A 13,484-nucleotide genomic window follows, 5' to 3' on the forward strand; every position below is an offset into this window, starting at 1 on the left:
ACCACAATCTAGCTGGCCGGCCGTGCGCCTTCTCCCCTCAGATGGGAGAAGAACCTTTTTTTTGCCCCTGACCCGTCCTGAATTGGGTTGACACCTTTTCCCACAGGAAGAGGAATGTTCAATGGATTCAACACTCAGGCGCAGCCAGCGGGATTACTCGCTGGCCTTCAAATTGTCGGTGGTCGACCAGGTCGAGCGCGGGGAACTGACCTACAAAAAGGCCCAGGAGCGATACGGGATCCAAGGACGGAGCACTGTGCTTGGCTGGCTTCGCCGCCATGGTCGGCAGGACTGGTCAGGTGGTGCATCATCTGCCCCCATGACCACTTCACCCAAAAGCGCGGCGGCCAAGCCGCTGACGCCGGAACAGCAGATCAAGGCTTTGCAGGTGCAACTGCGGGAAGCCAACGAGAAAGCGCAGCTTTTCGAAGCCATCGTCGATGTTCTCAAAGAGGACTACGGGGTACGCATCGTAAAAAAGCCTTCCGGCAAGTCCTCACGCAAGGGCGCCTCCAAGGCGTAAGCGTGGCAAGGGCTTGCCGACATTTCGGCATCAGTCGGCAGGCGTACTACCAAGGTGGCTATCGCCAGCAACGGCAGTTGGCCGAGCGCGCGCGGGCGATCGCTTTAGTGGGTGGCTATCGGGCGCGTCAGCCACGCATCGGCACTCGCAAGCTGCACGGTCTGATCAGGCCGGCACTGCAGGCATCAGGGATCGCCATGGGGCGGGACCGCCTGTTTGGCGTTCTTCGTGATGCTCGGCTCCTGGTTCCGATGCGGCGGGCATATCACAAGACCACCGACAGCCATCACCGCTTCCGACGGCACCCCAACCTGCTCAAGGCTGGCGAGGGGCGCGTGGTGCCTACCGGTAGCGAACAGGTTTGGGTAGCCGACATTACCTATCTGCCGACGCAGGGAAAGTTCGTGTACTTGAGCCTGATTACCGATGCGTGGTCACGCAAGATCGTTGGCTGGAGCGTGCATGACACGTTGCAGACAGAGCAGGTCGCTCAGGCGTTGCAGATGGCGCTGAAAGGACGAAAAACGCGCCAACGTCTGGTCCACCATTCCGACCGAGGCATCCAATACTGCTCGGATTATTACCAGAAGATCCACACCACGCACGGTGTGACCTGCTCGATGACCGACGGCTACGATTGCTACCAGAATGCGCTGGCAGAACGGGTAAATGGGATCTTGAAAGGCGAATTCCTGCTGCATCGCCCTCGGGACCTGGCGCAGGCACGGCAGATGGTGGCCGAGTCGGTGGCGATCTATAACGCCGAGCGACCGCACCTGTCCCTTAAAATGCAGACGCCCGATGCAGTCCATCGGGCGTCCTTGGCCGCCTGATGGCGGCCGCTACATCCGCCATAGGTGTCAACCTATGGCAGGACGGGTCACCCGCCACTGGCCAACGCCGCGCGCCCACGGGACGCGCGCGGCCCGCTATCATCCGCGCATGCTCGCCACCTACCCTGCCCTCGCGGCCTGGCTCGACGCCGTCCCGCACCTTCGTCCGTTGCTGGTGGCGGCCTACATCCTCTACCTGCTCTGGCTGACCGGCTGGATCATGCTGCAGAAGCGCGAGCCGGTAGCCACGCTTAGCTGGATCCTGTCGATGGCCGCCCTGCCCTACCTGGGGTTGTTCATCTATTACCTGCTGGGCCCGCAGAAAGTGAAGCGGCAGCGCCTGCGTCGCGGTCGCGCGCGCTCGGGCATGGAGCACTACAGCAGCGTGTGCCCGCCCGATGCGGACTGCACCGAGCTGTCCAAGATCGCCCAGGCCACTACCGGGCTGGCGCCCAGCTCGGCCACCGAGGTGGAGTGGCTGGTCGACGGTGCGGCGACTTACCGCACATTGCTGGCGGCGGTGGCGACTGCCCAGGACCACCTGCACGTGGAGTACTACATCTTCAACCCGGACCACGCCGGTATCGCGTTGCGCGACGCGCTGGTCGAGCGCGCCCAGGCCGGCGTGCGCGTGCGCCTGCTGCTGGACGCAGTGGGTTCCTCGGGCATCCGCAAGCGCTTCCTGCAGCCGCTGCTGGACGCCGGCGGCGAGGTGGCCTGGTTCCATCCGCGGCAGCTGCTCAAGCCGTTCAAGCGGCCGTGGTTGAACATGCGCACCCACCGCAAGCTGGTGGTGATCGACGGCCGCATGGCCTTCACCGGCGGCATCAACATCACCGACGAGGAGGACGAAAGCCGTCGTCCCGACGCCTATCGCGACCTGCACATGCGCGTGGTCGGGCACGTGGTGCGCAGCCTGCAGTTGGTCTTCGTGGAGGACTGGATCTATGCCACCGGGCAGGAGCCGGCACGCTTCAACATCGCCCAGCTCTGGCCGCATGACATGCCCAGCCGCCAGGACGGGCGCATCGACGCGCAGGTGCTGGTGTCCGGGCCGGACTCGGCCTGGGAAACCATCCACCGGCTGCAGGTGGCGGCCATCCACGAGGCGCGTGAGCGGGTCTGGCTGGTGACCCCCTACTTCGTCCCCGGCGAAGCGGCCCGCATGGCGCTCACCTCGGCCGCGCTCGGCGGGTTGGACGTGCGCCTGCTGGTGCCCAAGATGAGCGATTCCTGGTTCGTCACCCAGGCCGCGCGGTCCTACTTCGACGAACTGCTGCTGGCCGGGGTGAAGATCTACGAATACGGCCCGCGCATGCTGCACACCAAGGCCTTCATCGCCGACCAGGACGTGTGCATCGTCGGCAGTGCCAACTTCGACCACCGCAGCTTCCGGCTCAACTTCGAGCTGTCGATGATGTTCGTCGATGCCGATCGCGTGGCCGCGCTGGAGCGCATTCTGGCCGCCGAGTTCGACGCCGCCGTGCGCGTGCAGAACGACCGCAAGCGCTCGCTGTGGCGGCACCGGGTGCCCGAGGCGTTCGCCCGGCTGGCCTCGCCGCTGTTGTGACCGGCCACGTGGAACCGCAGCGGCCGGCGGCGCTACACTTGCCCGGTCAACGGGGAGAATGACGATGCATTGGCTGTTCCTGCTGCTGGCGCTGGGCGCATTCGCGCTGGCGCTGAAGACGCCCCACGATGGGGTGATGCTGCTGTCCCTGCTGGGGACGCTGGTGTTCCTGCTGGTCTGGGTGCGCGGGCTGTACGTCGCGCGTTTCGGCAACCTGCAGCGCGACATCTCCAGCGTGATCGATCCCGCCGAACTGCGCCGGCTGCGCGAACTGGGCCAGGCCCGCCGCCAGGCCGCCACCGAAGATACCGACACCCCGTAGTGCCATGACCCAGCTCAGCGTCAACGTCAACAAGATCGCCGTGCTGCGCAATTCGCGCGGCGGCACCGACCCGGATGTGCTGCAGGCCGCGACGGCCTGCCTGGACGCGGGCGCGCACGGCATCACCGTGCATCCGCGCCCGGACCGCCGGCACATCCATGCCGAAGACGTTGTCGCGCTGTCGTCGCTCACCGCCCGGCGTGGCGTCGAGTTCAACATCGAAGGCAACCCGTTCGCGCCGCCACGCGAGGGCTACCCCGGCCTGCTGCCGCTGTGCGCGCAGACCCGGCCTGCCCAGGCCACCCTGGTGCCAGACGGCGACGGCCAGCTCACCTCCGACCACGGGTTCGACTTCGCCCGCGACGGGGAGCGGCTGCGCCCGCTGATCGCCGAGCTCCGGTCCTACGGTTGCCGCGTCAGCCTGTTCGTCGATGCCGGCAACCCGGATATCGCCCAGGCCGCGGCGATCGGCGCCCATCGCGTCGAGCTCTATACCGGCCCCTATGCCGAAGCACATGCCGCCGGTGACGCCAGCGCGATGCTGGCCCTGTTCGCCGATGCCGCGCGTCGTGCCCAGGCCGCCGGGCTGGGCGTGAACGCCGGCCATGACCTGTCGCAGGACAACCTACGCGACTTCCTGCAGGCCGTGCCGGACGTGCTGGAAGTCTCGATCGGCCATGCGCTGATCAGTGAGGCCTTGTATGCCGGGCTGGACGCCACGGTGAAGGGATATCTGGCGTTACTGTAAGGCGCTCACCGACCGTTGACTGGCGCCATGACCGACGATGTCCTGCCCGTGTGGCCTGTGGACAAGTTTGGGGACGAATTCGTACCTGTACCGCCAGAGGCCCGTCGTAGCGGGACTTTCGGGATATAGTGGGGTTGTGGTTAGTAATACTGCTAACCAAAGATTAACCTCTGCGGCCCGCCTGCCATGAACACCCCGCTCCCCGCCGTCCAAACCACTGTTCCCGGAAGCATCGGCCGTACGTCTCAACCCCTGAGATCGCCCGGCGATAGCCTTTGACCATGGGTATCGCGATCAAAGGCCGAGGTTCCACCACGCATCTGGCGGGCCGTTTCGAGGCCACCGTCAGCGAAGTCGTGTACGACGGTTGGGACGCCGAGGAGAGCGAGGAGTTCGCCGCGCCGCGGCTGCGTACCGAAGTGCGTGCCGAGACCGCGCGCAGCATCATCAGCCGCAACAAGTCGCCGGACGTGGGCTTCAGTCAGTCGGTCAATCCGTACCGGGGCTGCGAACACGGCTGCTCGTACTGCTTCGCGCGCCCCTCCCATGCCTACCTCAATCTGTCGCCCGGCCTGGACTTCGAGACCAAGCTGTTCGCCAAGACCAACGCGCCGCAGCTGCTGCGCAAGGAATTCTCGCGCCCGGGCTACGTGCCGCAGCCGATCGCGCTGGGCATCAACACCGATGCCTACCAGCCGATAGAGCGCAAGCTCAAACTGACCCGCCAGCTGATCGAGGTGATGCTGGAAACCCGGCATCCGTTCTCGCTGATCACCAAGAACGCATTGGTCGAGCGTGACATCGACCTGCTCGCGCCCCTTGCCGAGCAGAACCTGGTCAGCGTGCACTTCTCGGTGACCTCCCTGGACCCGCACCTGTCGGCAAAACTGGAACCGCGTGCCTCGGCACCACACGCCCGCCTGCGCGCGATGCGCCGCCTGCATGACGCCGGCATCCCGGTCGGGGTGATGGTGGCGCCGGTGATTCCCTGGATCAACGATGCCGAGCTGGAAGCGGTGCTGGAAGCCGCACGCGATGCTGGTGCATCCACCGCCGGCTACGTGCTGCTGCGCCTGCCGCTGGAAGTGGCGCCGCTGTTCCGCGACTGGCTGGACACCCACCATCCGGACCGCGCCACGCACGTGATGAGCACCATCAACCAGCTGCGCGGTGGCAAGGACTACAACAGCGAATTCGGCAGTCGCATGCGCGGCGAAGGTGTGTACGCCGACCTGCTGTCGAGCCGCTTCAAGCTGGCGCGCAAGCGGCTCGGATTCGACGCGCAGAACAGCCATTGGCCGAAGCTGGATTGCGACAAATTTTTGCGACCGTTGCCGCCGCGGGTGGATTCCCCGCAGGGCAGCCTGTTCTGACCCCACTGGACGATGGGCCCGATGCCGACCACTATCGGAAGCACCGAAGGCACGTAGGGAAAGCGGGTGAATGTTGCGGCAGTTACCACGGCGGCCAACGCGACGATCCTCGTCGTAATGAACGAGCAGCGCCGCAGGGTGCTGGCCCACTTCAACGCGCACAAGGCGCTCTCGCCCGAGCGCGCGATCGCGCGTGATGCGTTGGAACCTGCGTTGCAGGCCACGCTCGATCAGCTGCGTGCGCAGGGCATCATCAAGGATAGCGGGGATGCACTCAGCTATCTGGATGCCGATGCGCTGCTGACGTATGAGAAGAAGATGGCCAAGAGTGGACGTATCGCCGTAATGGCGATGGTGCCGGTGTTGGTTGCGGTTGCCGTTGTCGTGGCGATTACATTCTCGCGTTGAGGTTGGCCGGCTTCAGCCAGGTGTGGCAGGAGCCGGCCAGCGGCCGGCACTACCGGGGCGTGCGTCGTCTATCCAATGGGTGCGTGGCGCGGTTCAAGCAGCTGGATATGGCCCGCCGCCGCCTTCAGTTCCCGCCGAACAGCTTCTGCGCGTTCTGGAACAGCACCCAGCTGGTGGCGATGAACTTGTCGCCGCCGTGCGGACGATTGCCGCGGTGGGTGTGGGTAAACGCGGTCGGCGCGATCAGCAGGCTGCCGGTGCGTGGGGCGATCTTGCGGTCCTGGAACAGGAACTCGGTTTCGCCCTGCTCGAAATCATCGTTGAGGTAGAGCGTCCACAGCAGGTGGCGATGCAGGGTCTCGGCGGCGGGATCGCGCGGGTACAGTTCGCAATGCCAATAGGGATAACCGCCCTCGCCTGCGGCATACCATTGCAGATTGATGGCACCGGGACGCAGGCAGGTGCGGGCCAGGTCGGACAGCGTTGCATCGTCCATGCCTACGAAATCATCGGCGGCCAATCGACGTGGGCTACCGTCGCTGTCCTGGATCTGCAACATCAACGGCGAGATCAGTGCCTGTGGATAACGGCGTAGATAACTCATCACGCCGCGAAACACCGCCTGCTGCAACTGCATGTCCACATCGCGCCACGCGGCATCGCCGCTGATGCGGAGATCCTTGCTGTGCTTGAGTTCCGGGAACACACCGCTGCCTACTTCACCGGGCCGCAACTGCGCACTGGTTCGCATCCTGGCCTGGATGGCGGCACACATCCCGGCGGGGATGGCGTTGTGGATTACTTCGATGAAGTCGGGCGGAGCGTGGGCCGTCATGGGGTCATCCGTGGGCATCTGACCCCGATGGTGACCGCTGCGCTGGCCGATGTCACGCCGTTGCCATGTAGGCATTTCCCTGCCGAAAACGGGACCGGTATCGCACCGGCCCCGTGCTGCGCCCTCAGCCCTGCGCGTCGTCGTGCGCGCGGTGGTAGCGGGTGGCTTCGGCCACTTCATTGCGCGAGCCGAGGAACACCGGCACGCGCTGGTGCAGGTGGTCGGGCTGGATGTCGAGGATGCGCTCGCGCCCGGTGGTGGCCGCGCCGCCCGCCTGTTCGACCAGCAGGCCCATCGGGTTGGCTTCGTACATCAGGCGCAGCTTGCCGGCCTTGGTCGGATCCTTCTGGTCCCACGGGTAGATGAAGATGCCACCGCGGGTGAGGATGCGATGCACGTCGGCGACCATGCTGGCGATCCAGCGCATGTTGAAGTTCTTGCCGCGCGCGCCTTCCTTGCCGGCCAGCAGGTCCTGCACGTAGCCCTGCATCGGGGTTTCCCAATGGCGCTGGTTGGACATGTTGATCGCAAATTCCTGGGTCTCGGCCGGGATCTGCATGTCCGCGGTGGTCAGGACGAACTCGCCCTTCTCGCGGTCCAGGGTGAAGGCATGGGTCCCGTGGCCGACGGTGAGCACCATCTGCGTGCTGGGGCCGTAGATGCAGTAGCCGGCAGCGACCTGGCTGGTGCCGGGTTGCAGGAAGCTGTCGTCGTTGGGCTGTTCGGTGCCGGGCGGGCAACGCAGCACGGAGAAGATGGTGCCGACGGACACGTTGACGTCGATGTTGGAGCTGCCGTCGAGGGGATCGAACAGCAGCAGGAAATCGCCGCGCGGGTAGGTGTCCGGGACCGGCTGGCAGTGGTCCATTTCTTCCGAGGCGCAGGCGGCGAGGTGACCGCCCCAGGCGTTCGCTTCGAGCAGGATCTCGTTGCTGATGACGTCGAGTTTCTTCTGGGCCTCGCCCTGTACGTTGCCGGTGCCGGCTTCGCCGAGCACGCCACCGAGTGCACCCTTGCTGACGGCGATGGAGATGCTGGTGCAGGCGCGTGCGACGACGGCGATCAGCTGGCGCAGGTCGGCATTGATGCGGCCTGCGTGCTGCTCTTCGATCAGGTACCGGGTAAGCGACGAACGGGACATGGACTGTGGCTGCCAAAGACGTTTGGGGGCCATATTGTCGCCGGTCGTCCATGGCATTACGAGGCAGGCGGGGGACACCGCACCAGACCCGGTAGAGCCGAGCGATGCTCGGCTGCCTTTGGCGCAGTCTCCGGCGGGGCGAGCAGCCGAGCATGGCTCGGCTCTACCGGGGTCTGGTGGCACCGCGGCAACAGGAAGGACGTCGGCAGCGCGATGGGTACGCCGCCAACAGCAGAACGGCCGCACAAGGCGGCCGTTCTTCATTGCACTGTCGCGTGCGTCAGCCCTTGGCGACGGTCGACACGGCCTTGGCCACGTATTCCAGGTTGCCCTGGTTGAGCGCGGCCACGCAGATGCGGCCGGTGCCGACGGCGTAGATGCCGAACTCGTCGCGCAGGCGGTCCACCTGCGGGCGGGTCAGGCCGGAGTAGGAGAACATGCCGGCCTGGTCGTTGATGAAGGCGAACTCCGGCGCGCCGGCGGCGACCAGCTTGTCCACCAGGCCATGACGCAGGGCGTGGATGCGCTCGCGCATCTCGGTCAGTTCCGCTTCCCATACCTGGCGCAGTTCCACGCTGTTGAGCACGCCGGCCACCAGCGCCGCGCCGTGGTTGGACGGGCTGGAGTAGATGGTGCGGATGATGCGCTTGACCTGCGACTGCACGGCCTTGGCCGCATTCGCGTCCGGGGCCACCACCGACAGCGCGCCGATGCGCTCGCCATACAGCGAGAACGACTTGGAGTACGAGTTGGCGACCACGAAGCTGTCGATGCCGGCCTCGGCGATGATGCGCACCGCAGCGCCGTCTTCGCTGATGCCCTTGTCGAAGCCCTGGTAGGCCATGTCGATGAATGGGAACAGCTGGCGGTCCTTCAGCAGTTCGGCCACCTGCTTCCACTGCGCGACGGTGAGGTCGGCACCGGTCGGGTTGTGGCAGCACGCGTGCAGCAGCACCACCGTGCCCGGCTGCAGCTTGCCCAGGTCGGCGAGCATCGCCTCGAAGTCCACGCCGTGGGTGGCCGGGTCGAAGTAGCTGTATTCGACGACCTCGAAACCGGCGGCGCCGAATACGGCGCGGTGGTTTTCCCAGCTCGGGTTGCTGATGGCGATGGTGGCGTGCGGCAGCAGCCGGTGCAGCAGGTCCGCGCCCACGCGCAGCGCGCCGCTGCCGCCGATGGTCTGCGAGGTGGCGACGCGGCCGGCGGCCAGCAGCGGCGAATCCTTGCCGAACACCAGTTCGCGGGTGGCCTGGTTGTAGGCCGGCAGCCCGTCGATCGGCAGGTAGCCGCGCGGTTTGGCTTCGTTGGCCAACTGCTGTTCGATCTGCTTGACGGCGCGAAGCAGCGGAATGCGGCCGCTCTCGTCGTAGTAGATGCCCACACCCAGGTTGACCTTGGTCGAGCGGCTGTCGGCGTTGTATGCCTCGGTCAGGCCCAGGATCGGGTCGCCTGGGACCAGTTCCACATTTGCAAAGAAGGACACGGCGGTACTCATTCGGATGACGGAAGGGGGGAGGATGTCGCGACGCGCGGTGCGGCCGGTCCGGCCACAACCGGGCCATCGTAACAAAGCCACGCCGAGGGCGCGGCGGCCACCGTCACGTTGGCTTCCGTACCATGGCGTGCGGCGCCCCACATCGCCGAGGACCCCAGATCGCATGTTCCGCTTATCCCCGTTTGTCCCGTCCTGCGCGCTGCTTTCGGCAGTGTTGCTGCCGAACCCGGCACAGGCCGCATCCACGCCCGATCAGTCCCCCGAGGTAGCGCGGCTGCCCACGGTTCAGGTGCAGGCCGCGCGGGTGCAACAGGTGGACGATGCCGACCTGCCGGCCTCGATCAGCACGGTGTGGCTGGACGACGAGGCCAACGGCGCCCTGGCGCAGGTATCCGAGGCGCTGGGCGGCATCCCCGGCGTGGTCGCCCGCGACCGCCAGAACTACGCACAGGACACCCAGCTGTCGATCCGCGGCTTTGGCGCGCGCTCGACCTTCGGGGTGCGCGGGGTGCGGGTGCTGGTCGATGGCGTGCCGGCGACCATGCCCGACGGCCAGGGCCAGCTCTCGCATGCGAGCCTGCTCTCAGCCCAGCGCGTGGACGTGCTGCGCGGGCCGTTCTCGGCGCTGTACGGCAATTCCTCCGGCGGCGTGGTGCAGGTGTGGAGTGCCGAGGGTGCGCCGGGCGATCCCTGGCGGTTGCGACTGGATACCGGCAGCGACAACACGCTCAGCGCCGGCGCGCAGCTGCGCGGCCAGCAGGGGCCGATCCGCTACAACGTGGCCGCCAACCACTTCCGCACCGATGGCTGGCGCGAGCACAGCGCCGCGCGCCGCGAGTCGGTCAATGCGCGGTTGGGGACCGACGTGGGCGGTGGCCAGCTTGATCTGGTGCTGAACTACTTCGACTCGCCCGATGCGCAGGATCCCCTCGGGCTGAGCCGCGCGCAGGTCAATGCCGATCCGCGCCAGGCCACGGCGGTGGCCGAGCAGTACAACACGCGCAAATCCGTTCGCCAGGCCCAAGCCGGGCTGGTGTTCACCCGTACCTATGGGGCGCACACGTGGCGGGCCATGGGCTATGCCGGGCAGCGCAGCGTGGAGCAGTACCTGGCGATTCCGCCGACGCCGCAGGCCAACCCACTGCATGCCGGCGGGGTGATCGACCTGGACGGCGACTACGGCGGGGGGGACGCGCGCTGGAGCTGGCACGGTGACTGGGCCGGGCGACCCCTGGATCTGGTGATCGGCGCCAATGCCGACCGTCAGGCGCAGGATCGCCGGGGTTACGAGAATTTCGTCGGCGATCAGGTCGGCATCAAGGGCCGGCTGCGGCGCAACCAGGCCGACCGTGTCGAGAACGTGGACCAGTTTGCCCAAGCCTGGTGGCAGTGGTCACCGCGCTGGTCGCTGCTGCTCGGCGTGCGCCACAGCACGGTACGGTTCCGCTCCAACGACCACTTCATCACCGCCACCAACCCCGACGACAGCGGCTCGCGCCGCTACGACGCCACCACGCCGGTGGCCGGAATAGTGTTTCGCGCGACCGATGCCTGGCGGTTGTACGCCTCGGCCGGGCGCGGCTTCGAGACCCCCACCTTCAACGAGCTGGGCTACCGCGCCGATGGCCAGGCCGGGCTGGCGCTGGACCTGTCGGCGGCCCGCAGCCGTAACCTGGAAGTAGGCAGCAAATGGCACGCGCAGACCGGGGCAAGGCTGGAGGCGGCGCTGTTCCGCGCCGACACCGATGACGAACTGGCGGTGGCCAGCAACACCGGTGGCCGTGCCACCTACCGCAACATCGGCCGCACCCGCCGCCAGGGCCTGGAGGCAAGCTACGTGCAGCCGCTGGGCGCGCAGATGGAACTCGCGCTGGCATACACCTACCTGGAAGCGACCGTGCGCGACCCCTACGTGCTGTCCGGTGCGACCGTCGTTGCCGGTTCGAGGCTGCCCGGCGTGCCGGAGCACCAGTGGAACGCGCGCCTGCAGTACCGCCCGGGCGCGTGGCAGTGGGCGGCCGAGGTGGTGGCCTCCGGCGACACGGTGGTCAATGACCTGGCCACCGACAAAGCGGCCGGCTACGCACTGTTGAACCTCGAGGCGGCGCGCCGCTGGCAGCTGGCCCAGGGCACGTTGCGGGCCTTCGCGCGCCTGGACAACGTGCTGGACCAGCGCTACATCGGCTCGGTGATCGTCAACGACGGCAATCAGCGTTATTTCGAGCCGGGCCCGGATCGCCGGGTCAGCGTGGGCCTGCAGTGGCAGTGGGCGCCGTAAGGATCATTCAGGCGCCCGTTTGAACCGTCCCAACCGACGGTTGGCACCTACTTCGGCACCTTGGCCGGGACGAACGGCGAGGTCGGATCGCTGGCCGGGAAGGTTTCTTCCAGTGCCTGGTCCTGGTTGTCGCTGGCGTGCTGCTTGCGCTGCAGGCGCTGGTGCTCGTCTTCGCGGCGATGGTGACCGGCCGGACCTTCGCTGCCGGGGGTGAGGTCCTTGCGGTCGCGCGAGGGGGCTACCGGGGCCACCGCCACCGGCAGATGGTCCGGCTCGGGCGGCGCGGGCATGCCGGCGCCGCGGTCTTCGGCATCCTGGTTGTCATGTTTGGCGTGTTGTTCGCCAGGCACCGGGGTGCTGGCTTCGCGCAGGGGATCGCGTGGCATGGAAATAACTCCGGAACGGGAGCACTACTACAGCGCGATGGCGGTGAAGTCGCTGCGAATCCGCAGCACTGAACGGATCTGTCACGGCTGGCTAACGGGGGCGGGACTATTCCTGCCTGCCCCAGTACCGCCGGAGTCGTGTCATGCCCCGCCTGGACCGTCGTGCCGCCCCCGCGTTGTTCAGCGCCTACCCGCAGCCGCCCCGGACCACGCGCCGCGTGCGTCGCGAGCGCACCGAGGAAGCCCAGGCGGTCGCACAGGACTACCTGCAGTACATGCGCAGCGACTACGAACGGCGGCGCGGCCATGGCCACCGCAGTTGGCGCGACCTGTACCCGGCCTATGCCTTCGCGCTGACCACCCATTACGCCGATTGGCCACGCGGCAACGATGAAGACACCGCCGGTGAGCTGGCCGAGCACTGGGAGCAGATGCGCGGGCAGTCGCGGCTGGGCTGGGCGCAGGCGCGCAGCATCGTCGAGGACGCTTGGCTGGCACTGGACCACATGCCGCCGACCGCCGTGCACGGGTTGCTGCAGTAACGCGTAAAGGGCGCCTGCACGAGGCGGACACGGGCGTTTCACGTGGGCGGGGGTACAGCTTGCCGTTCTCTTCCACGCTGGAGCAGCACCGCCATGGCCCGACCGATCTGGACCGGAACCTTGTCCTTTGGGTTGCTCAATGTCCCGGTGTCGCTGATGTCCGGCGAACGCAAGGTGGACCTGCAGTTCCGCATGCTCGACTCGCGCGATCGCAAGCCGATCCGCTTCGAGCGGGTCAACGCCGATACCGGCGAAGAAGTGCCGTGGAAAGACATCGTCAAGGCCTACGAGTACGACAAGGGCAGCTACGTGGTGCTGGAAGAGGACGACATCCGCTCGGCCGCGCCGGAAAGCCATGAGGCGGTGGAGGTGGAGACCTTCGTCGACGCCTCCACCATCGACCCGCGTTACTACGAGAAGCCCTACCTGCTGGTACCGGCCAAGAAGGCCGAGAAGGGCTACGTTCTCCTGCGCGAAACCCTGCGCAAGACCGGCAAGGTCGGCATTGCGCGGGTGGTAGTGCGGACCCGCGAGTACCTGTGCGCGGTGATGCCGCACGGCGACGGGTTGGTGCTGATGATCCTGCGCTACCCGCAGGAACTGGTCGATCCGGAAGACTACAAGCTGCCCGCCGGCAGCCTGGCCGAGTACCGCATCAGCAGCAAGGAAACGGCCATGGCCGAACAACTGATCGATTCGATGTCCGGTGAGTGGAAGCCGGATGACTACCACGACGAGTTCCGCGAGCGTCTGCAGACGCTGCTGACCAAGCGGATCAAGTCCAAGGGGGGCACCACCAAGGTGGAGGATGAACCCGCGCCGCGCGAGGACGATGCCACCAACGTGGTGGACTTCATGTCGCTGCTGCAGAAGAGCCTGGATGCGAAGAAGCGCACGCCGCCGAAGAAGACGGCCGTGACGGCGGCGCCGAAGAAGTCGGCGGCGAAGAAAGCCAAACCCGCCAAAAAAGCCACGAAGGCGACCAAGAAGACCGCCACGCGCAGCACCACGCGCAAGGCCGGGTAAGCGC

The 13,484-nt window shown here is 66.7% G+C and carries 13 protein-coding genes; 9 read left to right on the plus strand and 4 right to left on the minus strand.

The annotated features are described in order from the left end of the window. Positions 1–121 precede the first annotated feature (121 nt). The 6 genes from NR101_RS09365 (at position 122) to NR101_RS09390 (ending at position 5,777) form a co-directional block, all read left to right on the plus strand. A protein-coding gene (locus NR101_RS09365; RefSeq protein ID WP_256776599.1) for an IS3 family transposase occupies positions 122–1,356 on the plus strand; the annotation gives its coding sequence in 2 pieces (ribosomal slippage) (positions 122–473 and positions 473–1,356; 1,236 coding nt in all). Positions 1,357–1,465: 109 nt separating this feature from the next. After that, a complete protein-coding gene (cls, locus tag NR101_RS09370; RefSeq protein ID WP_256776600.1) occupies positions 1,466–2,926 on the plus strand; it encodes a cardiolipin synthase in 1,461 nt (486 codons plus the stop codon). A gap of 64 nt (positions 2,927–2,990) precedes the next feature. Further along, positions 2,991–3,248 carry a hypothetical protein gene (locus NR101_RS09375; RefSeq protein ID WP_256776601.1) on the plus strand — a complete coding sequence of 86 codons (258 nt, stop codon included), beginning with the start codon at positions 2,991–2,993 and terminating at the stop codon, positions 3,246–3,248. Positions 3,249–3,252: 4 nt separating this feature from the next. After that, positions 3,253–3,996, plus strand: coding sequence for a pyridoxine 5'-phosphate synthase (locus tag NR101_RS09380; protein ID WP_256776602.1), 744 nt, complete (start codon positions 3,253–3,255; stop codon positions 3,994–3,996). Positions 3,997–4,277: 281 nt separating this feature from the next. Further along, positions 4,278–5,369, plus strand: coding sequence for a PA0069 family radical SAM protein (locus tag NR101_RS09385; RefSeq protein WP_256776603.1), 1,092 nt, complete (start codon positions 4,278–4,280; stop codon positions 5,367–5,369). A 117-nt stretch (positions 5,370–5,486) separates the two neighbouring features. Then, the gene (locus NR101_RS09390; RefSeq protein ID WP_256777730.1) at positions 5,487–5,777 is read left to right on the plus strand and encodes a hypothetical protein; all 291 of its coding nucleotides are present in this window, start codon (positions 5,487–5,489) and stop codon (positions 5,775–5,777) included. 124 nt (positions 5,778–5,901) lie between these two features. On the opposite strand, the gene NR101_RS09395 is transcribed toward NR101_RS09390, so the two are convergent. From NR101_RS09395 to NR101_RS09405, 3 genes are all read right to left on the minus strand, one after another. Beyond that, positions 5,902–6,612 carry a 2OG-Fe(II) oxygenase gene (locus NR101_RS09395; protein WP_256776605.1) on the minus strand — a complete coding sequence of 237 codons (711 nt, stop codon included), beginning with the start codon at positions 6,610–6,612 and terminating at the stop codon, positions 5,902–5,904. A gap of 124 nt (positions 6,613–6,736) precedes the next feature. Continuing rightward, positions 6,737–7,753 carry a class 1 fructose-bisphosphatase gene (locus NR101_RS09400; RefSeq protein ID WP_256776607.1) on the minus strand — a complete coding sequence of 339 codons (1,017 nt, stop codon included), beginning with the start codon at positions 7,751–7,753 and terminating at the stop codon, positions 6,737–6,739. A gap of 280 nt (positions 7,754–8,033) precedes the next feature. Then, positions 8,034–9,236 carry an amino acid aminotransferase gene (locus NR101_RS09405; RefSeq protein ID WP_256776609.1) on the minus strand — a complete coding sequence of 401 codons (1,203 nt, stop codon included), beginning with the start codon at positions 9,234–9,236 and terminating at the stop codon, positions 8,034–8,036. Between the two features lie 175 nt (positions 9,237–9,411). Here NR101_RS09405 and NR101_RS09410 point away from each other — a divergent pair, with 175 nt between their 5' ends. Next, entirely contained in the window at positions 9,412–11,526 is a 2,115-nt protein-coding gene (locus tag NR101_RS09410; RefSeq protein ID WP_256777731.1) for a TonB-dependent receptor, read from the plus strand. A gap of 47 nt (positions 11,527–11,573) precedes the next feature. On the opposite strand, the gene NR101_RS09415 is transcribed toward NR101_RS09410, so the two are convergent. Beyond that, positions 11,574–11,912 carry a hypothetical protein gene (locus NR101_RS09415; RefSeq protein ID WP_256776655.1) on the minus strand — a complete coding sequence of 113 codons (339 nt, stop codon included), beginning with the start codon at positions 11,910–11,912 and terminating at the stop codon, positions 11,574–11,576. A 143-nt stretch (positions 11,913–12,055) separates the two neighbouring features. Here NR101_RS09415 and NR101_RS09420 point away from each other — a divergent pair, with 143 nt between their 5' ends. Both NR101_RS09420 and NR101_RS09425 read left to right on the plus strand, forming a co-directional pair. Next, a complete protein-coding gene (locus tag NR101_RS09420) occupies positions 12,056–12,454 on the plus strand; it encodes a hypothetical protein (protein WP_256776611.1) in 399 nt (132 codons plus the stop codon). Positions 12,455–12,547: 93 nt separating this feature from the next. Continuing rightward, a complete protein-coding gene (locus NR101_RS09425) occupies positions 12,548–13,480 on the plus strand; it encodes a Ku protein (protein WP_256776612.1) in 933 nt (310 codons plus the stop codon). The last annotated feature ends 4 nt before the right edge of the window (positions 13,481–13,484 follow it).

The sequence above is a fragment of the Stenotrophomonas sp. Ste86 genome, assembly GCF_024519465.1.
Taxonomy (GTDB): Bacteria; Pseudomonadota; Gammaproteobacteria; order Xanthomonadales; family Xanthomonadaceae; genus Stenotrophomonas.

What these genes read in the sequence shown, in the direction of transcription:
- cls (WP_256776600.1), top strand. Translation starts at nt 1,466, where the DNA reads ATGCTCGCCACCTACCCTGCCCTCGCGGCCTGGCTCGACGCCGTCCCG.
- NR101_RS09375 (WP_256776601.1), top strand. Translation starts at nt 2,991, where the DNA reads ATGCATTGGCTGTTCCTGCTGCTGGCGCTGGGCGCATTCGCGCTGGCG.
- NR101_RS09380 (WP_256776602.1), top strand. Translation starts at nt 3,253, where the DNA reads ATGACCCAGCTCAGCGTCAACGTCAACAAGATCGCCGTGCTGCGCAAT.
- NR101_RS09385 (WP_256776603.1), top strand. Translation starts at nt 4,278, where the DNA reads ATGGGTATCGCGATCAAAGGCCGAGGTTCCACCACGCATCTGGCGGGC.
- NR101_RS09390 (WP_256777730.1), top strand. Translation starts at nt 5,487, where the DNA reads ATGAACGAGCAGCGCCGCAGGGTGCTGGCCCACTTCAACGCGCACAAG.
- NR101_RS09395 (WP_256776605.1), bottom strand. Translation starts at nt 6,612, where the DNA reads ATGACGGCCCACGCTCCGCCCGACTTCATCGAAGTAATCCACAACGCC.
- NR101_RS09400 (WP_256776607.1), bottom strand. Translation starts at nt 7,753, where the DNA reads ATGTCCCGTTCGTCGCTTACCCGGTACCTGATCGAAGAGCAGCACGCA.
- NR101_RS09410 (WP_256777731.1), top strand. Translation starts at nt 9,412, where the DNA reads ATGTTCCGCTTATCCCCGTTTGTCCCGTCCTGCGCGCTGCTTTCGGCA.
- NR101_RS09415 (WP_256776655.1), bottom strand. Translation starts at nt 11,912, where the DNA reads ATGCCACGCGATCCCCTGCGCGAAGCCAGCACCCCGGTGCCTGGCGAA.
- NR101_RS09420 (WP_256776611.1), top strand. Translation starts at nt 12,056, where the DNA reads ATGCCCCGCCTGGACCGTCGTGCCGCCCCCGCGTTGTTCAGCGCCTAC.
- NR101_RS09425 (WP_256776612.1), top strand. Translation starts at nt 12,548, where the DNA reads ATGGCCCGACCGATCTGGACCGGAACCTTGTCCTTTGGGTTGCTCAAT.